The organism is Chitinophagaceae bacterium (genome assembly GCA_016699815.1).
Lineage (GTDB): Bacteria > Bacteroidota > Bacteroidia > Chitinophagales > Chitinophagaceae > Ferruginibacter.
Genome location: CP065012.1, coordinates 1,772,419 through 1,790,397, shown reverse-complemented (window position 1 = coordinate 1,790,397; position 17,979 = coordinate 1,772,419). Strand labels below are relative to the sequence as shown.

General features: G+C 38.3%; 17 protein-coding genes. 4 read left to right on the top strand and 13 right to left on the bottom strand.

The window, feature by feature from the left end:
* Window positions 1–152: 152 nt before the first annotated feature.
* On the top strand, window positions 153–2,135 hold the full coding sequence (locus tag IPO46_07965; protein QQS62071.1) for a sulfatase-like hydrolase/transferase: 1,983 nt from the start codon (window positions 153–155) through the stop codon (window positions 2,133–2,135).
* Between the two features lie 49 nt (window positions 2,136–2,184).
* On the opposite strand, the gene IPO46_07960 is transcribed toward IPO46_07965, so the two are convergent.
* The 3 genes from IPO46_07960 to IPO46_07950 are packed head-to-tail and all read right to left on the bottom strand — an operon-like array spanning window position 2,185 to window position 4,237.
* Window positions 2,185–2,544 (bottom strand): iron-sulfur cluster assembly accessory protein, encoded by a 360-nt coding sequence (locus tag IPO46_07960; GenBank protein QQS62070.1) that lies wholly within the window; start codon window positions 2,542–2,544, stop codon window positions 2,185–2,187.
* Between the two features lie 12 nt (window positions 2,545–2,556).
* Entirely contained in the window at window positions 2,557–2,976 is a 420-nt protein-coding gene (gene iscU / locus IPO46_07955) for a Fe-S cluster assembly scaffold IscU (GenBank protein QQS62069.1), read from the bottom strand.
* 46 nt (window positions 2,977–3,022) lie between these two features.
* The gene (locus tag IPO46_07950; protein QQS64355.1) at window positions 3,023–4,237 is read right to left on the bottom strand and encodes an IscS subfamily cysteine desulfurase; all 1,215 of its coding nucleotides are present in this window, start codon (window positions 4,235–4,237) and stop codon (window positions 3,023–3,025) included.
* A gap of 125 nt (window positions 4,238–4,362) precedes the next feature.
* Between IPO46_07950 and mce the strand changes: the two genes are divergently transcribed.
* Window positions 4,363–4,764 carry a methylmalonyl-CoA epimerase gene (gene mce / locus IPO46_07945; protein ID QQS62068.1) on the top strand — a complete coding sequence of 134 codons (402 nt, stop codon included), beginning with the start codon at window positions 4,363–4,365 and terminating at the stop codon, window positions 4,762–4,764.
* A 45-nt stretch (window positions 4,765–4,809) separates the two neighbouring features.
* Here mce and IPO46_07940 read toward each other — a convergent pair whose 3' ends face one another.
* Window positions 4,810–7,077 (bottom strand): hypothetical protein, encoded by a 2,268-nt coding sequence (locus tag IPO46_07940; GenBank protein QQS62067.1) that lies wholly within the window; start codon window positions 7,075–7,077, stop codon window positions 4,810–4,812.
* 213 nt (window positions 7,078–7,290) lie between these two features.
* Between IPO46_07940 and IPO46_07935 the strand changes: the two genes are divergently transcribed.
* A complete protein-coding gene (locus tag IPO46_07935; protein ID QQS62066.1) occupies window positions 7,291–9,036 on the top strand; it encodes a PQQ-dependent sugar dehydrogenase in 1,746 nt (581 codons plus the stop codon).
* A 4-nt stretch (window positions 9,037–9,040) separates the two neighbouring features.
* Here IPO46_07935 and IPO46_07930 read toward each other — a convergent pair whose 3' ends face one another.
* Window positions 9,041–9,679 (bottom strand): MBL fold metallo-hydrolase, encoded by a 639-nt coding sequence (locus IPO46_07930; protein ID QQS62065.1) that lies wholly within the window; start codon window positions 9,677–9,679, stop codon window positions 9,041–9,043.
* A gap of 71 nt (window positions 9,680–9,750) precedes the next feature.
* Between IPO46_07930 and IPO46_07925 the strand changes: the two genes are divergently transcribed.
* Window positions 9,751–13,224, top strand: a complete 3,474-nt coding sequence (locus IPO46_07925; GenBank protein ID QQS64354.1) for a hypothetical protein — start codon at window positions 9,751–9,753, stop codon at window positions 13,222–13,224.
* A gap of 19 nt (window positions 13,225–13,243) precedes the next feature.
* Here IPO46_07925 and IPO46_07920 read toward each other — a convergent pair whose 3' ends face one another.
* From IPO46_07920 to IPO46_07885, 8 genes are all read right to left on the bottom strand, one after another.
* Window positions 13,244–13,906: a DUF1361 domain-containing protein gene (locus IPO46_07920; protein QQS62064.1), complete on the bottom strand. Its 663-nt coding sequence runs from the start codon at window positions 13,904–13,906 to the stop codon at window positions 13,244–13,246.
* A 1-nt stretch (window position 13,907) separates the two neighbouring features.
* On the bottom strand, window positions 13,908–14,264 hold the full coding sequence (locus IPO46_07915; protein QQS62063.1) for a diacylglycerol kinase family protein: 357 nt from the start codon (window positions 14,262–14,264) through the stop codon (window positions 13,908–13,910).
* A complete protein-coding gene (locus IPO46_07910) occupies window positions 14,261–14,716 on the bottom strand; it encodes a hypothetical protein (protein QQS62062.1) in 456 nt (151 codons plus the stop codon). The genes IPO46_07915 and IPO46_07910 overlap by 4 nt, the downstream gene beginning before the upstream one ends.
* Before the next feature lie 78 nt (window positions 14,717–14,794).
* Window positions 14,795–15,094 carry a transcriptional regulator gene (locus IPO46_07905; protein QQS62061.1) on the bottom strand — a complete coding sequence of 100 codons (300 nt, stop codon included), beginning with the start codon at window positions 15,092–15,094 and terminating at the stop codon, window positions 14,795–14,797.
* 37 nt (window positions 15,095–15,131) lie between these two features.
* Window positions 15,132–15,791, bottom strand: coding sequence for a hypothetical protein (locus IPO46_07900; protein ID QQS62060.1), 660 nt, complete (start codon window positions 15,789–15,791; stop codon window positions 15,132–15,134).
* Window positions 15,792–15,938: 147 nt separating this feature from the next.
* Window positions 15,939–16,874 (bottom strand): hypothetical protein, encoded by a 936-nt coding sequence (locus tag IPO46_07895; protein QQS62059.1) that lies wholly within the window; start codon window positions 16,872–16,874, stop codon window positions 15,939–15,941.
* A gap of 74 nt (window positions 16,875–16,948) precedes the next feature.
* A complete protein-coding gene (gene nth, locus IPO46_07890; protein ID QQS62058.1) occupies window positions 16,949–17,590 on the bottom strand; it encodes an endonuclease III in 642 nt (213 codons plus the stop codon).
* Between the two features lie 55 nt (window positions 17,591–17,645).
* Window positions 17,646–17,879: a hypothetical protein gene (locus IPO46_07885; protein ID QQS62057.1), complete on the bottom strand. Its 234-nt coding sequence runs from the start codon at window positions 17,877–17,879 to the stop codon at window positions 17,646–17,648.
* Window positions 17,880–17,979: the final 100 nt, after the last annotated feature.

The following is a 17,979-nucleotide window of genomic DNA, read 5'->3' as shown; positions in this document are numbered from 1 at the left end:
TTTTTATATCAGCAATACAGCAAAAAAATGTGATCCCACTTTCTTTACCTTAAAATTCCTATTAGCAATAAGCGCCACCGGTTTGCCAGTGGCTTAAACCACTGAGTAACCATAATCTGTTATCTTTACCCATTACTAATTTAAATTCGGAAATGAATTTTTTCCTCATTTTAAAAAAGGGTATTTATTATTGGGTATTGTTGTACAGGATGTTTATTGTTTTGTTTATTTTCTTTATGTGCCGTATAGCTTTTTTTTTATTAAACCGCAATTTATTTACCGGCATTACTGCCGAACGATGGCTTACTATTAGTAAAGGCGGCCTTGTATTTGACATTGCAGCAATGTTTTATTTCAATAGCCTGTTTTTGATACTCAGCTTATTGCCTTTTCCTGCAAGGGTGAGCGGTGCTTCCCAAAAAATATTAAAATACATTTTTTTTACTTTCAATGGCATAGCCATTGCTTTAAACTGCATTGATTTTATTTATTACCGCTTTACTTTACGCAGAACTACAAGGAGTGTGTTTAGTGAATTTGCCAATGAAACCAATAAAACCGGCTTGTTTGAAAGTTTTATTATTGATTTTTGGTATGTGGTTGTAATTTTTATTGCCTTTATTTTTTTAATGGTTTGGCTATACAACCTAATAAAAATAAAACAAAGGGAAGCTTCATTAAATAAAGTTAGTTTTTACCTTACCTCTATAATTACATTTATCATTGGCGTTACTTTAGCAATTGGCGGCATAAGGGGTGATTTTAAATACAGCACAAGGCCCATTACCATTAGCAATGCCGGGGAATATGTAAAATCTCCCAACGAAATATACCTGGTGCTGAACACCCCATTTTGTATGGTGCGTACCTGGAATGTAAAAAAGCTGGAGGAATTACATTATTATTCCGACGCAGCAGTGGAGCAAATATTTTCTCCCATCCATATTCCACAAACGGATACCATACAAACCCTACTAAAAAAAAATATTGTAATTTTTATTTTAGAAAGTTTTGGCAAAGAAGCAATAGGCGGATATAATAAAGATTTGGATGGCGGCTCTTATAAAGGTTATACACCGTTTATTGATTCGCTAATGCAACACAGCCTGGTTTATGAAAATTCATTTGCCAATGGAAGAAAATCTATTGATGCCATTCCTTCCATTTTGGCTTCTATACCTAATGGCCATAACCCTTTTGTACTCACACCATATGCATCCGACAGCGTACAGGGGCTTCCTCAAATACTAAAAGAGGAAGGATACCATGCTTCCTTTTTTCATGGCGGGCCCAATGGTTCAATGGGCTTTAAAGCAATAGTAAATTTATTGGGTATTGAAAATTATTTTGGCAAAACAGAGTATAATAATGACGCCGATTTTGACGGCACCTGGGGAATTTGGGATGAACCTTTCTTTAAATTTTTTGCAAATAAATTAAGCAGTTTCAGGGAGCCTTTTTTCAGCGCCATATTTTCCGTATCCTCTCACCATCCTTTTAAAATACCGGAAAAATATACTGGGAAATTTAAAAAAGGGCCATTACCTGTACTGGAATGTATTGGATATACCGATTATGCTCTTCGGCAGTTTTTTGAAAAAACAAAAAAAACCAGTTGGTTTAAAAATACTCTTTTTGTAATTACGGCCGATCATGCTACCGTTTGTTATCACCCAGAATATTTAAATCCCTGGGGCGAAGTAGCCATACCCATTTTGTTTTATGCCCCCGGAGACAGCAGCATCGCCGGGGTAAAGCAGGCTGTGGTTTCTCAAATAGACATTATGCCTTCCATACTTTCTTACCTGCATTACAGCAAGCCCTATTTTGCATTTGGAGAAAGCGTTTTTGACAAAAACAGAAAAAATTTTTCTGTGACTTTTACCGGCAACTACCGCTGGATTGAAAATGATTATTTACTGCTGTTTGACGGGAAAAAATCAAGCGGGCTTTACCAGTATAAAACCGACCGGTTGTTTAATAATAACCTTGTTAGCAAAAATCCCGGGCAGGTAGCATCAATGGAAAAAACACTAAAGGCATATATACAGCAATACAATAACAGGCTTATTCAAAACCGGCTTACGCCGTTTAGTGACCTTAATTATAAAAAAAGCCAAACTAAAAATCCATAAAAAAAATCCTGCATGCTGTGCAGGATTTATAATAAAATGTATTTAAAAATTAAACGGCAAAACTCTCACCACATCCGCAGCTACGGCTGGCATTGGGGTTATTAAAATAAAAACCTTTGCCGTTTAAGCCATCGCTAAATTCCAGTTCGGTATTTACCAGGTAAAGAAAACTTTTTAAATCGGTAACAATCTTTATTCCTTTATCTTCAAAAACCTGGTCCATTGGTTTTACTTCCGTATCAAAATCGAGTTTATAACTAAGGCCACTGCAACCGCCACCCACAACGCCAACCCGCAAAAAATAATCGGGCTTACCGGCAACGCCGGCATCGTTCATCAGTTGCACCACTTTTGATTTTGCCTTATCGCTGATGTATATCCCGTTATCAGTTCCTAAATCCAATGCCATGGGTAAATGGTATTAATGTACAACGCTTTCTTCAAATTTAATGGCTTCCATGCCGTTTTTTATTCTGTAGTCATTAATGGCAGCTTTAATAGCATCTTCTGCCAAAACAGAGCAGTGGATTTTTACCGGCGGTAAAGCCAGTTCTTCCACAATTTCCATATTGTCTATTTTCAAGGCATCATCTACCGATTTGCCTTTGAGCCATTCTGTAGCCAGCGATGAAGAAGCAATGGCAGAACCGCAACCAAAGGTTTTAAATTTAGCATCGGTAATGGTGCCTGTTTTTTCATCTACCTGTATTTGCAAGCGCATAACGTCTCCACATTCAGGTGCACCTACAAGTCCCGTGCCTACATTTTTTGCGGCTTTATCCAGCGTGCCCACGTTTTTGGGATTCTGGTAGTGGTCAATAACTTTATCTGAGTATGCCATGATGTTATTATTTTAAATTTTGAAATTCTTGTACATTAATTAAATTTTAGTGTGCCGCCCATTCTATAGTGTTAAGGTCTATACCATCTTTATACATTTCCCAAAGTGGGCTCATTTCCCTGAGTTTTAAAACTGTTTCCGAAATGGCTTTTACCGTATAATCAATTTGATCTTCTGTGGTAAACCTTCCCAACCCAAAACGCAGCGAACTATGTGCCAAATCATCACCAAGACCCAGGGCTTTTAAAACATAGCTGGGTTCCAGCGAAGCTGAAGTACAAGCAGAACCTGAACTCAGCGCAATATTTTTATTAAAGCCCATCATTAATCCTTCGCCTTCTACATATTTAAACGATATGTTGGCCACATGCGGCAAGCGGTGTTCTCTGCTGCCGTTTACATAAGCCTCTTCCAGTTTCATCAATTCTGTTTCTAACTTATCTCTTAATTTAATGATGCGTTTTGTTTCTTCTTCCATTTCCAACTGGCAGAGTTCACAGGCTTTACCAAAACCCACAATTCCGGGTACATTTAAAGTGCCGCTACGCATTCCTCTTTCGTGGCCACCACCATCAATTTGCGCCGTTACTTTTACCCTTGGGTTTTTGCGGCGTACATATAAAGCGCCCACACCCTTGGGACCATACATTTTATGTGCAGAAAAAGACATGATGTCTATTCCGTCTTTTATTACATCTACAGGTATTTTACCCACTGCCTGTGTAGCATCTGTAAAGAAAAGAACGCCTTTCTTTTTGGCAATTGCACTTATTTCTTTTACCGGCTGTATTGTGCCAATTTCGTTATTGGCATACATGATAGCCACTAAAATTGTAGTAGGCTTAATGGCTGCTTCCAGTTCTTTTAAATCTATAAGGCCTTCGGCATTTACAGGTAAATAAGTAACTTCGCCTCCCAGTTTTTCAATATGCTTGCAGGTATCCAATACCGCTTTGTGCTCAGTAGTAGCCGTTATAATATGGTTGCCTTTAGAAGCATACATTTCAAATACGCCTTTAATGGCTAAGTTATCTGCCTCGGTTGCACCTGAGGTAAAAATTATTTCTTTAGGATCGGCGCCAATTAATTTGGATACCTGTCCCCTTGCATAATCAATGGCTTCTTCGGCTTCCCATCCAAAAGGGTGATTACGGCTTGCGGCATTTCCAAAATGCTCTAAAAAATAAGGAGTCATTGCTTCCAAAACCCGTGGGTCCATTGGGGTTGTTGCATTATTGTCTAAATAAATAGGTAGTTTCAACATTATACTGTTTGTTCTTTAAATATTATACAACAAAGTTACTAAAAAGCCCCTATTTTGCACATGAAGAACCAGGTACCGGGCTGCTATTTTACCAATATCGTAAACCGCTAATTTTTTATTATATGCTAAAAACAGAACATATAGGCATTGCAGTGAAGGATCTTTCTGCTTCTGTTTCTTTATTCGAAAAACTATTGCAAACAAGCTGTTATAAAACAGAAATAGTTGAAAGCGAAAAGGTAGCGACAGCTTTTTTGCAGGTGGGCGAAACAAAAATTGAACTTTTAGAAAGCCAAACCGAAGATGGAGTAATTGCAAAGTTTATTCAAAAAAAAGGCGAAGGTATACACCATATTGCCTTTGAAGTAGAGGATATTTATACCGAAATAGAAAGGTTAAAAAAAGAGGGATTTATTTTATTAAGTAATGAGCCTAAAAACGGGGCCGACAATAAACTGGTTTGTTTCCTGCATCCTAAAAATACCAATAGCGTTTTGATAGAAATTTGCCAGCAAAAAAAATAGAGGAAGCATTTTGCTTCCTCAACTCTCAATTTTTTTAAAAAAAAATTATTTTTTTACTACTTTAAACCTAAAGTTTTCATTGGGCATTTCTGCCGAAAGGATGTAAATTCCGGGTACAATACCTTCCAGGTTATCGAAATAAATTTGGTTTAACCCTTTTTTAAGATTGCTTAAATTTTCTTTCAGTTTTCTTCCTTTTTCATCAAAAAGGAATAAGCGTATTTGTACATCGGCTGGTACAATTGCATCCAGTTTTATTCGTGTTGAAAATGGGTTTTCCACCAGCTTTACTTTGGTTTGAAAAGATTTTCCCAACAGCACTGCATGGCTGTATTTAAATGTACGCACATCATTTCCAACCATTTTTAAACGATAATATTTATTGCCCGTAAAGGTTTCGGGGTCGGTAAAATTATAAGAAACTAAAGGCATATTTTTTGCCGGTAAAATACCTATACTTCGATAACTAATCCCATCCTCGCTGCTTTCTACTTCATAATGGGCCAGGTCTTCTTCTCCTTGTGTATTCCAGTTTAAAAAAGCATTGCCGTTATTATTCAAATTTCCCCTGAATTGTAAAAAATTACCTTTAAGCACAACGCCACAGGTTATAATTTGGAGCATGGTGGCGCTACCATCGGTATAGGCACAGCTTGCAGAGTTTAAATTGGCCGCAGTAGTGCCCACAATCACCCGGTAATACTTTCCGCTATCGGCATAAGTGGCAATAAATGGTGGCAAATTGGTGATGTATTGATAGTAACCTCCAACAAGTGTAGGAGTGCCCACGCCTGAAGTTCCAGGACCAAAAAGATTACTCCACACCGTACCACCAACATTACTTACCTGCCATTGATAATAAACATAAGAATTGTACATGTGGCGAATAGTGTCGGAAAGGGAAATAATATTTGTGGCTTCCCTGCATCCCAGATAAGTAGGCGTAATATTCATGCTAAGCCTAGGGCCGCAATGGGCCACTTTTATATCATCTATTGCCCAGTCGTTGCCACCACCTCCGGGAGAATTATTTCTAATTAAAAAGTTGGCCATGTTTTGTGCGCCACGGGTAAGAAAAGTAAAACCGAATTTTTTCCAGGGCTTAACCCTGTCGTACCTTATATCTCCTGTGGTATAACAAATAAATCCATCTATTTCAAAACTTAAGTTGGGCCTTACTCCGGAGGAGTCGTTTCCCGGAGCAGGTATAAAACCAACAGCACTGGATCCACGGCCATTACTATCACAACTGCACCTTGGGCACACATTTCTATACCAGGCGCTAAATTCATAATACGTATTAGGGCAAAGGTTATTTAAGGTTTCCTGGTAGGCAATATCAGTAATATAACTTGCATTTACCAACACAAAATAACCACCTCTCATACCTGGAGCTACCGGTGGGTTTCCCTGGGATTGGTTGCTGGCACCCGTATGGTCTCCTCCAATATCCCAAAGCCCAAAAACCCTTCGTGTTGCCGGCGATTCAGGCATGGGCGCATTTACATTTGTTGAACCATTTGCACTGCTATTATTTACAATTGCATAATAATAGTCATTGGGCTGGTTAGTAGAAACATTCTGTTTAATATAGGTAGTACCAAATAATACGGGTGCTAGCCTGTTTGCTGTAGTGCCGCTGGCAAATGTGCCTGCAGAATCTGATGCTGCACTCATATTAGAGCCAAACTCACAAGCATTAGAGGCCTGTATCAATTTTATTTTACTTACGGGGAAACTAACTACAGTTACCGAATTGGTTGGCGAAAGCATCCTATACCTTACCGATCCTATATTAAAAACAATACTATCCCCGTAGGGAGTCATAGGATTTATTCTTACCCGGTAACAAGCCACCATTATGCAATGGCTGCCATAAAAGCTCGGCCTGCTTGAATCGGATCGCAACCTTCCACCTCTAATGCCATTGGCATAAACGCCAAGGTTGATGGTAATATTTCCACCCAGGTTTTTTCCCCAGTCGGCATCCTGCACTTCGGTAAAAGGGCCTTTATATCTTATGCCTTCATTGGTGGTTACCCTCATAGAACCGATAATATAAGTTGTTTTTAACGGTACCTGGTCAAATACCTGCAAGCTGTCAATTATGGTTCTGCTGCCCTGCGTTTTTACCGCCACAGTAACCCTTATTTCAATGGTATCTCCTGGGTTAAAAGTACCGCCACCGTTGAGCTTGCTGATGTTTAAAAAGCTTTTACCCACATCAACCCGGCCACCCTGCGCCTTAAGGAACAAGGGCAAAAAAAATATACTTGCAAAAAGCAGTATACATTTGTGTAGAGTTTTTCGCATACTCATTTTTTTAGTTAACATTGAGATGGATTGATATGGACAGAAGAATAACTGTTTTAAAAACGTATTTGAACTGATTATATTTTATAATTTGAATAATATTGTTTGATCCAAATAATTTTAACAGGCCCTCCGGCGTTATTATAAAGAAATGTATATTTAAAGGCTTTCCCGGTAATTTTAATTCGTGTATTACCTAAGTAATTATACCTGATGAACCACCATATTTTGATTAAATACCGTTTATTTTTTATTGTAGTTTTTATCGTTTTTTACAAAAGCTCATTTTCACAGGGCGAGCAGTTTTCTGTTAAACAGGTTTTAAACCAAACGCCTGAAAATAGCGGCGACAGGTATTATCTCATGCACCCCTTTGCCATTGTATACGGGCCCGATGACTCTTTATGGATTAGTGAAAGGCGAGGGCGTGTTATGAAGGTTGACCCTGTAAGTGGAAAAAGAAGGATTATACTTGATATCAGAAATTTTGTAAAGTTTACTTCATCTGCAGGATCAATTAAACAGAATGGAATGATGGGCCTTACTTTGCACCCCAACTATCCATTAGTAGATTCGTTTTTTGTTGCTTATGCCTATAATTTTGGCGGAGGAACAAGGTGCAGGATTGTACGCTATAAAGTAAAAAACAATACTATTATCAACCCGGCTGGCAATGAAACCCTTATCATACAAGGTTTGCCGGCAGGTGATGACCACAGCACGGGAAGGCTGATTACAGGACCTGATAATAAACTTTATTATGCTGTAGGAGATTTAGGAGCCAATCAATTTGGTAACAGGTGCAATCCCATCCTTTCACAGGATGTACCCACAGCAGCCGAACTTACCGCACAAAATTATATGGCTTACCAGGGCAAAGTTTTAAGAATAAATTTAAATGGCAGCATCCCAACTGACAACCCAACTATTAAAGGCATTAAAAGCCATATTTATTCATTTGGGCACAGGAACCCCGTTGGATTAACCTTTGCAAAAGACGGTTTTCAACAAAATTATTTAGGTGCAAAATTATATGAAGCCGAAAACGGCCCTGCAACAGATGATGAAGTAAATGAAATTATTGCCGGTAAAAATTATGGCTGGCCATACTGGAGCGGCCTGCCCGATGATAAAATATATCAGTATAAAAACTGGTCATCGGCTGCCAATTGTAATGCATTGCCCTCTCCCGGCTCGGAGCCTGAATGTTCTACTCCGCCACCTGCTGCAATTGTAATGAATGAAACAGATACTATTTTGCCCAATTCACAAGTGCCTCTGCATACCTTTTTTACACCGGCAAGCACCACTATTCCCTGCACATGGCTGCAAAACCCTACGGTGGCCCCATCTGCAATAGCTTACTATGGCTTTGATTCAAAAATTCCAGGCTGGCAAAATTCTTTACTCATGACTACGCTAAAAGAAGGAACCGTTTTCCGGTTAAAATTGGGTGCAGATGGAAGTAGTTTTGTACAACTAAGCAATGGCGCAGATACAGCACGATATTTTAGAGAAGAAAACCGCTACAGGGATATTGCCATTGGCAGCGATGGGCTTACCTTTTATTTGCTTACAGATAGTATTGGCCGCACATCGGGCCCTACATCGGGCAATACAAACATTTTGCTTAACCATGGTTCCATTTTAGTTTATAAATATACCGGCGCAACACTTTCGTTGAACGACCCTACAACAGCAATATTAAATGTAAAAAAACTGGTTCGATTATATCCCAACCCCGCAACAGAATATATTAATGCAGAAGTAAAAAATAATACGGCAAAGCCGGTACACTATTATATTTATGATGTAGCCGGGAGAATAATATTAAAAGGAAAATCATTTAGGGATGTATCCCAAATAAATGTAAAAAACCTCAAAGGAGGAACTTATATCATCAAACTTTTTGATGGCCATGCACTGAATATAGGCGTACAAAAATTTATTGTTCACTAAACTATTAACATAAAAAAGGGTTTTCCCTTTTTTCTTCACCAATAGTGGTAACAGGGCCATGGCCGCTATAAACAATGGTTTCAGTGGGTAACACAAACAGGTTTTTCCTGATGCTGTTTACTAAGGTATCAAAATCCCCGCCAGGCAAATCGGTACGGCCAATACTGCGGTTAAATAATGCATCTCCGCTTATAACAAAGCCAGCTTCTTTATGGTAAAAACTTAAATGGCCCGGGCTGTGCCCGGGGGTAAATATTATTTGCAATTCAGCTTCTTCAAATAAAATTTTTCCCGTATCCGGCAAATATTCAATTGCTCCCATATAGTTGTCAAAAGGTAAATTGTACATCAGCCCGCTTGCAGGCGCTAAATCAAGCAACTGCTTTTCTTTGGCATTAATATGGAGTTTTAATCCATATTTTTCTGCAACATACTTATTACCAAAAACATGGTCTAAATGACAATGGGTATTAAGCAGCAGTTTACATTGCAAACCCGTCTTTTCTATAAATGAATCAAGTGTGTCCCGTTCTTCGGGGTAGTAACAACCGGGGTCTATAATGATACATTTGCCCTTTTCATTATACAGCAAATAAGTGTTTTCCTGGATAGGGTTAAAAACAAAGGCTTTTACTTTTAACATGAACTTTCAATAATTTGATTTTAATGAATAGATTGAATAGAGTAATTTTAATACTCAATAAGGTTATACGTATGGCAAAGGTCAGCAGAATATTTATTATTGTTAGCAGCATTTTTCTTTTACCTCTTTTAGCCAATGCGCAGGTAAATGCCGTAACATTTGGCAAAAACCGTGTACAATATAAAAAGTTTAAATGGCAGTTTTACCAAACCGATAATTTTAATGTTTATTTTAATGAAGGCGGGCAGGAACTGGCCAAATATGTAGCCCAGGCTGCAGAAGCAGAATTACCCCAAATTGAAACGGCAACGGAATATAGTTTACAACGCAGGGCAAATATTATTTTGTACAACAATTTTGCCGATATGCAGCAAAGCAATGTAGGCCTGGAAACCACTATACTTTCAACCGGTGGCGTTACCAGGCTTATCAATAATAAAATGCTGTTGTATTTTGATGCCAACCACGCCCACCTCAAAAAACAAATAAGGCAGGGCATTGCAGATATTATTACCAAAAACGTATTATTTGGCGACGACCTGGGTGAAGTAGCAGGCAACCAAACCCTCTTGGATTTACCCACTTGGCTTACAGATGGCTATGTTGCTTATATTGGCGAAAACTGGAGCAGCAACCTTGATGATGATTATAAAAGTGAAATATTAAGCGGCAATTATAAAAATTTTTCAGCATTGGCTTATAAAAGGCCCATGCTGGCCGGCCATGCTTTTTGGTATTATATTGAAGAAAAATATAAAAAAGAAAATGTTACCTATTTTCTTTACCTGGCCAGAACTTACAAAAACCTCAATAAAGCCTGCCTGCAAATCACCAAAAAGAAATTTAAAGAAGTACTTGCAGATATGATGGAGTACAGCGAAGAAAAATATTATAAAGATATTGCCCGACGTAAAGCCTATCCCAAAGGAAATTTTATAGATGGCTTCGATATTAGCCCGAGGCTTAATTATTACCGCTTTAATGTAAACCCAAACAAAAAAGACAACTCTTACGTAGTTACCCAGTTTAAAAAAGGGCAGGTAAGAGTAATTTTAAATTACGACTTTGAAAATAAAACTATTTTAAAATACGGCAACCGTACACTTGAAAATGAAATGAACCCCAACTATCCCTTAATGGCCTGGGATCCAAAGGGTACCCGTATTTCTGTGCTTTATACTACAGAAGGAAAACTCAACTTATTTGTTTATGATGTGGTAACTGGAATTAAAAACCCAAAGATTGACCTTACCAGCCAGTTTGACCAGGTACAGGATATTAAATACATGCAAAACAGCAATACGCTTTTGCTTTCGGCAGTAAAAAACGGGCATACTGATATTTACAGCCTGAATTTAACCAACGCAAAAGTTGCACAAATAACCAATGACATATATGATGATATTGACCCTACATTTATTGCTTTTCCCAATAAAACCGGAATTATTTTTAGCAGCAACAGGCCAGGCGCAGCTACAAAAGGAAGCGATACCTCATTACCCGGAAACAGCCGCTTCAATGTATTTTTGGTAACCGATTTTGGCGACAAACCCGAGCTCAACCAAATATCGCAACTTACCCATTTAAAATATGGTAATGCCCGCTACCCAATGCCATACAATACCAGCCATTTTACTTTTATAAGCGATGAAAATGGTATTGCCAATAGGTATGCAGGTTTTTTTACTACAACAAAAGCAGGGCTGGATACCTTAGTGCTTATTAATGATGAAATATTACGCAACCCTACCGAAGCAGAAGTGGATAGTGTATTAAGGGCATACAAAAAAACAGATATTGATTCTATTGCCGTTGTTTCTATTTCAGAAGATACGGCTTATACTTTCCCACTTTCCAACTATCCCAGTAATATTGCCGAAACAAGGGTAGCCGGAACCAATAACCAGGTAAGCGAAGTAACCCGGCAAAGCGATGCAAAAAATTTATACAAATTAAAAATTGATGAAGTTGCTTTAAATAAACGAAATATTTCGGCAAGGCCAACTCTTTATGCCGAAAAACTAATGAAAGAAAGTGAACTTACCCTTATTAATCCGGCTTTATCATTGCCTTCTCCGGCTTTAAATACAGAACCCACAAAAGACAGTACCACAAAAAAAGATGACGACCTTTTTCAGTCGGAATTCTCCATTGACAAAAATAAAACCGATAGCAATGCACAGCAACCAATAACACTAAACATTAATAAAGATGATTACAGCATACCTGCAGCAGATAATGTATTGGCAAAAGCAAAATTATTCCGCTACAAGCCATTGAAATTTGCCGCCGATTTTGGCTCTGCAGCTTTTAATACCGGCGTATTAATTAACCGCTACCAGCTTTATTCCGGTGGCTCCGGACCCATTATGCTCAACAGCGAAAGCGTACTCAATGGAATGATAAAACTGGGCACATCTGATTTGCTGGAAGATTTAAAAATTAATGGCGCTTTTAGAATAGGTACTAACTTAAAAGACAATGAATGGTATGTAAACTTTCAAAATTTAAGGCGTAGAATTGACTGGGGCATTTCTTATTACCGCAATGTGCAGGGCCTTAGCCTTACCGATCAATTCCAATCTGTATTTTACCCGGCCAAAAGTTTCACCAATCTATACCAGGCAAATATTGCTTATCCTTTTGACAATAATCGTAGTGTAAGGTTCAGTACCGGAATACGTGCCGACAAAATTGTAATGAAAGCCGTAGATGGGTTTAGTATTGATTACCCAGATGACCTTAAACTTTACTCTGTTTCAAAGCTGGAATATGTTTATGATAACAGTTTAAACCCGGCAATGAATATTTGGAACGGCTTAAGGTACAAAGCCTACGCAGAAATAAACCGTCAGGTAAATAAAAATAATTTTATAGATAAACCCATTGGGTTTAATGTAGGCTTTGATGCCCGGTATTATTACCCAATACATAACGATTTTATTTGGGCTGGCCGTGTTGCCGGCGATTTTAGCTGGGGCAAGCAAAAAATTATTTATTACCTCGGCGGGTCAGATGGCTGGCTGATGTTTGGCAACAATATTAAAAATGATGGCAGCTACCGTTACTTTAATGAATTGGTAAAGCCGGCAAATGATAATACTTATGCCTTTCAAAGCCTTGCCGTAAATATGCGTGGGTTTATTCAAAATATTGCCAATGGAAATAATGCTCTGGTAATCAACAGTGAGTTTAGGGTTCCGGTTCTTTCCACTTTCTTTGATAAAATTTCAAGCAATTCTTTTTTACGTAATTTTCAAATTACACAGTTTATAGATTTAGGTACCGCCTGGAACGGAAATTACAACAGCCTCAAGCGGCCCGAAATTGTGATAACAAGGGTAGACGGCAGCGGTAATCCATTGCCGGAATATGCCATAGTTAAAAAGAAAGCTGGCGGCATAGGCCCATTTGCCGGGGGATACGGTTTTGGGGCAAGAAGCATGCTGCTGGGTTATTTTGTAAAATTTGATGCCGGCTGGCCAATGGATGGCATTTTTAAAGGCAAGCCCAAACTTTATGTTTCGCTTGGATTAGATTTTTAATTAAAAAAATAAAACCGGGTTAGCGCCCGGTATTATTCATTTCAGAGATAGCCTTGGGCAGGTTGCTCATAAAAAAATACAAAACATAAAAAGTAAGGGTAAACAACAAGGTAATTCCCCATACCCTGTAATTTTCTACCGGGAACAAAATACACTCCATAATATTTACCGACAAGCCCAGTGGGTTGTGCACCACATCCCAACTGTTCCATCGTTCAAACCTGCCCAGGTAAACACCAAAAGACCCAAGAAATAGCAATAAAGTAATTTGAAACGAAACAATTTTTTGGGAGAAATAAGAAAGCAGGTAGCGCTCTGCCTTGCGTAAAGAAACAAAGCCCAGTACAATACCAATAAAAGAGGCTAAAAAAAGCAGTACTGCATCAAACCACCAGGGCACCATACTCTCCCTGTCAATATGCACTAAATCGGTAACTATATAAAGGGCATTGGGAAAAAACAATAACCATGTACCCAACAAAACAAATTGTTTCCATTTTTGCTTTTTCCGGTAAGCCATAAAAAACCTGCTGAGCACATAAGGTATCCAGGCAAGAAAAATATTCCATACCAGGAACAGGGAAGTAATGCTGCCGCTGTACAAAATTCTTGCAACTATTAATATCCCCACAAAAGTAAGTAAGCGCCAAAGCAATTGGTCGAATTTTGATAATAATTTCATTTTACAATAATTGACAGAGTTTAGGAAAAAAAATAATTCCGCCACAAATAGCAGCAGCAATGGCCGTAACCAACACAGCGCCTGCAGCCACATCTTTAATAATTTTTATTTTCGGGTGCGGGGCCGGGTGTACCACATCACAAAGTTTTTCAATGGCCGTATTTATCATTTCGGCAGTAAGTACCATGGCACAGCAAAGCAGTATTGCATACCATTCTCCATTTGTAACCTTAAGCCAAAAACCTAATGCAACTACAGCAATAATTGCAGCAATATGTATCCTTAAATTTTGCTGGCTTGTAATGCAATAAGCTATTCCCCGTATTGCATAAGAAAACGAATCCCTCAACTTTTTCATTCAATAATATTTTGATTAATCCTGTTTTTTAATTCCTGTGTTGGCTGGGATAATATTTCCACCCAGTTCCAATGACAAATGGCAACAGCTTTTCTTCCTCTATTAAAGGCTTTGCGAAAAGAAACCCAGTATTCGGGCATAGTAGCAAAACAATAAATAACGGTAGCCGCCACCGGAAATGAAAAATGTCCATTGCCCAGCATAAAGCATTGCAGCTGTCCTTCGCCCTCTTCAGAGGCATCATAATCCAGCAATATATGTTTCATATCGTGCCTTGCATAAAAGGTGAGCAACTGCAAATTTTTTGTATCCAAAAACTTTACCAGGTCTTTGCCCAGTGTACCGTCGGAAAAATTTTGCAGGTCTTTTGCAGCATAAGGGAACTTTTCGGGACTACGTACAAGCTTTAAAATGGGCAAGGCCATATGGTGGGTAAGAAATATTAAAAGCACCGCTCTTTGTTTAATCATAAATGCATACATAGTATTGCTCACTTTATTTTGAATTTCAAAAACAGGTAATCAAAAAAATTATTTGGTAAGCCTTATCATTTTTTCCAGTGCATCAAGGTGCAGGGCAAAAAGCTTCTCCCCACTTTTGGTAATGAAATAAGTTGTGTTGGTTTTTCGGCCAATAAACCCCTTTTGTACTTTTATTAATTTGTTTTCTTCCAAAGCTTTCAGGTGGCTGGCCAGGTTGCCATCGGTAATGCCCAATACTTCTTTCAATTCACTAAAGTTTATGCTATGGTTTACCATTAATGCACTCATAATGCCCAGCCTCACCCGGCTGTCAAACAACTTATTTAAATTACCTATCGGATTATTCATTCCATAAAATTCTCTTTTATCAATGGTGCAAAAAAAATTACTGCTCTCCTTTTTTTCTTTCGTACTTCCACCACATATAAAAGCCGTAAACAATATGCAATACACCAAAACCCATAGCCCAAAAATATAAGCCCGCTCCTACAAACCAGATATTAATAATACCTAGCAATACTTCTGCAAAACCCAGCCAGCGTATTTCGCCCAAAGTATATTTACTGGCATTAATAAGGCTTAGGCCATAAAAAATTAAACAGCCCGGTGCAATGAGGCCAAAGGTGCCGGCTTGAGAAAGTTTAAACAAAAAAATTCCACCGGCAATTAAAGGTATGCTCACATTGATCATTAACCGCCTTGCAGTGTGGCCCCAAATAGGCATACCCTGCTTTTTTGCTTTTAACCATGTAAAAATAAATGCACTGGATAAAGCAGCAGCCAAAGTTCCAACAGCTATCCAAAACAACCAGGTATACAAAACAATCCTATCGTCTTCGGCCATAGCCAATGCAATTGCGGCAGGTTTGTTTATTAAATAGTCCTTGTGCCCATATACATAATCATAGGACAGCCAGGCGCCAATTAATGCGCAAACTCCTGCACTTACGCCACTCCATCCACTTAAGCTTATAAACCTGCTACTTCGTTCCATTACCTGTTTAATATCTTGCAGCGTTGCCAATGACTTTTGTTGTTTATTCATAAAAAGCACTTTGAAATACAAAGTAAATAAAGCAAATTCATTTCGCCAAATATTTTATCTTAAAAAAAAGATATTGCCGGTTTGGAATTGGGTAAAAAAATAAAGCCGGTTAAAATTAACCGGCTCATAATATAAAATAAAATTTTATTAGCGTATCCTTTCCCTGCCCAGTATGAGGCTAAATTTAAGGTTAAAGCTAAAATAGGCATCTTTTTCTGATGGGCTTCCCCGCTTACCACCGGGAAGGGTTTTTCTTACAATTTGCCTGTCGCTAAAATCCAGGGCATCTCCCAATAAAGCAATGGGAAAATTATTTGCAGGATTGGTATAAGCAACCGGATCAATATACCGTGTACTCACATCATCCAAATAATCTGTTCCTAAAATACGGTACACAAATTCGCCTCTTACATTCAATAGTGGCGATAATTCATATTTTAACCCAAGGCCCACAGGAATATTCAATTGTTTTAACTTATATATTTTCCTGGATGGGTATTCTACAAATCCCTGGCCTTCGGTACGCAAAGGTTGCAGGTCTACCCACCTGCCATCATTACTCAGTGATTGAGGATTATATGAAAAGTAACCAACCCCGGCTAATACATAAGGTGAATATTGTGGTGGTGGTTCATCTTTAGATGGCCAGTTGATAAAAATAAACAATGGGTGAATTTCTGCTATGGCAGAAAATTCTGTTATACTGCTGCGGAAATTGGTGTTGCGATTAAACCTTTCCTTGGCAATATCGGTAATACCGGCAAGCACTTTATCATCTGCAGAAACCTTACCAAATGCTGCCTCGAGCCTAAGGCCAAGTGCATATTTATAAGTAGCGCTCAAAAAGAGGCCGCCGGATAAATGGGTTTTACCCATATTTAAATCTTTAATAAATTTTTTTCCAATCCCCTTTTTTCCGCCGATATCGGTAAGGCAGTTCATAGCGCCTAAAGATCCGCCAACTTCAAAAAACCAGGGATTATCATAATACTGATCATCATAAAAATAATACTGGGCACTGGCTTTTTGAGAACACAAAACCAGGCCTGCAAATACAACCACTGCTAAAAATCCCTTTTTCATTTTTGAAATTTGATTTAGGCGAATGCCGCTAAATATTATGTACAAATAAAACGAAAATTATTTAAATTATTTCATCATTTCAACTGTTTCTGAAAAAAAATACAGGCAGCTTGTAGGCCGCATTCGCTGCATTTTGGGCTACGGGCCGTACATATATAACGTCCATGCAATATGAGCCAATGATGGGCTTTGAAAATATACTCCTTTTGAAACCCGGCAATAAGCTGTTTTTCAACGGCATAAGGGGTTTTTGCACCGATGCTTAATCCAATGCGGTTGCTTACCCTAAATACATGGGTATCAACGGCCATATTGGGTTGCTCATCAATCACCGAAGTAATAACATTGGCCGTTTTTCGCCCAACTCCGGGAAGTTTAATCAACTCATCTACCTGCATAGGAATTTTGCCAGCAAATTCAGTTATCAGCATTTTTGCCATACCCACAAGGTGCTTTGCTTTATTATTGGGATAGGAAATACTTTTAATTAATGGAAATATATCTTCGGCAGCTGCAAGAGACATTGATTGAATATCCGGAAATTGGTCAAAAAGGGCTGCTGTTACCAGGTTCACACGCTTATCGGTACACTGGGCGCTTAATATTACCGATACTAGTAGTTGAAATGGATTGTTATAAATTAACTCCGTTTCCGCATTGGGCATGTGGGTTAAAAAATAGTTTGTTACAAATTGATAGCGTTGTTTTTTAGTCATAAAAAAAATCCCTCCGTAGTGCAGAGGGACAAATTTCTTTAATTAACCGCTAAAATCAGGCATGTTCTTCAACTGATTTTTCGGCATACTTAAGAATATTATCTAATACCTGCTGGCGTGGGCTGGGTACTTTAACCGAATCCAGCATTTCTTTTGAAACTGCCAGTTGATTAAACTCTTCCCTTAATGCCCAGTCTGTTTCCAAAGCAGTTTTAATTTCTACTGTTTTTTCTACAGATGTTTCCTTATACAGGTATTGTAATAAATCTTCACTTGTAAAGCGATTCATAGCCAAAATAAATTTTAAGAATGAAGTAATCAATCAATATCCAAAAGCATAAACGGTACAAAAAAACCTTTATTGCATAAATTACGGATTTTTTTTAAAA

What these genes read in the sequence shown, in the direction of transcription:
- IPO46_07965 (QQS62071.1), top strand. Translation starts at nt 153, where the DNA reads ATGAATTTTTTCCTCATTTTAAAAAAGGGTATTTATTATTGGGTATTG.
- IPO46_07960 (QQS62070.1), bottom strand. Translation starts at nt 2,544, where the DNA reads ATGGCATTGGATTTAGGAACTGATAACGGGATATACATCAGCGATAAG.
- iscU (QQS62069.1), bottom strand. Translation starts at nt 2,976, where the DNA reads ATGGCATACTCAGATAAAGTTATTGACCACTACCAGAATCCCAAAAAC.
- mce (QQS62068.1), top strand. Translation starts at nt 4,363, where the DNA reads ATGCTAAAAACAGAACATATAGGCATTGCAGTGAAGGATCTTTCTGCT.
- IPO46_07940 (QQS62067.1), bottom strand. Translation starts at nt 7,077, where the DNA reads ATGCGAAAAACTCTACACAAATGTATACTGCTTTTTGCAAGTATATTT.
- IPO46_07935 (QQS62066.1), top strand. Translation starts at nt 7,291, where the DNA reads ATGAACCACCATATTTTGATTAAATACCGTTTATTTTTTATTGTAGTT.
- IPO46_07930 (QQS62065.1), bottom strand. Translation starts at nt 9,679, where the DNA reads ATGTTAAAAGTAAAAGCCTTTGTTTTTAACCCTATCCAGGAAAACACT.
- IPO46_07925 (QQS64354.1), top strand. Translation starts at nt 9,751, where the DNA reads ATGGCAAAGGTCAGCAGAATATTTATTATTGTTAGCAGCATTTTTCTT.
- IPO46_07920 (QQS62064.1), bottom strand. Translation starts at nt 13,906, where the DNA reads ATGAAATTATTATCAAAATTCGACCAATTGCTTTGGCGCTTACTTACT.
- IPO46_07915 (QQS62063.1), bottom strand. Translation starts at nt 14,264, where the DNA reads ATGAAAAAGTTGAGGGATTCGTTTTCTTATGCAATACGGGGAATAGCT.
- IPO46_07905 (QQS62061.1), bottom strand. Translation starts at nt 15,094, where the DNA reads ATGAATAATCCGATAGGTAATTTAAATAAGTTGTTTGACAGCCGGGTG.
- IPO46_07900 (QQS62060.1), bottom strand. Translation starts at nt 15,791, where the DNA reads ATGAATAAACAACAAAAGTCATTGGCAACGCTGCAAGATATTAAACAG.
- IPO46_07895 (QQS62059.1), bottom strand. Translation starts at nt 16,874, where the DNA reads ATGAAAAAGGGATTTTTAGCAGTGGTTGTATTTGCAGGCCTGGTTTTG.
- nth (QQS62058.1), bottom strand. Translation starts at nt 17,590, where the DNA reads ATGACTAAAAAACAACGCTATCAATTTGTAACAAACTATTTTTTAACC.
- IPO46_07885 (QQS62057.1), bottom strand. Translation starts at nt 17,879, where the DNA reads ATGAATCGCTTTACAAGTGAAGATTTATTACAATACCTGTATAAGGAA.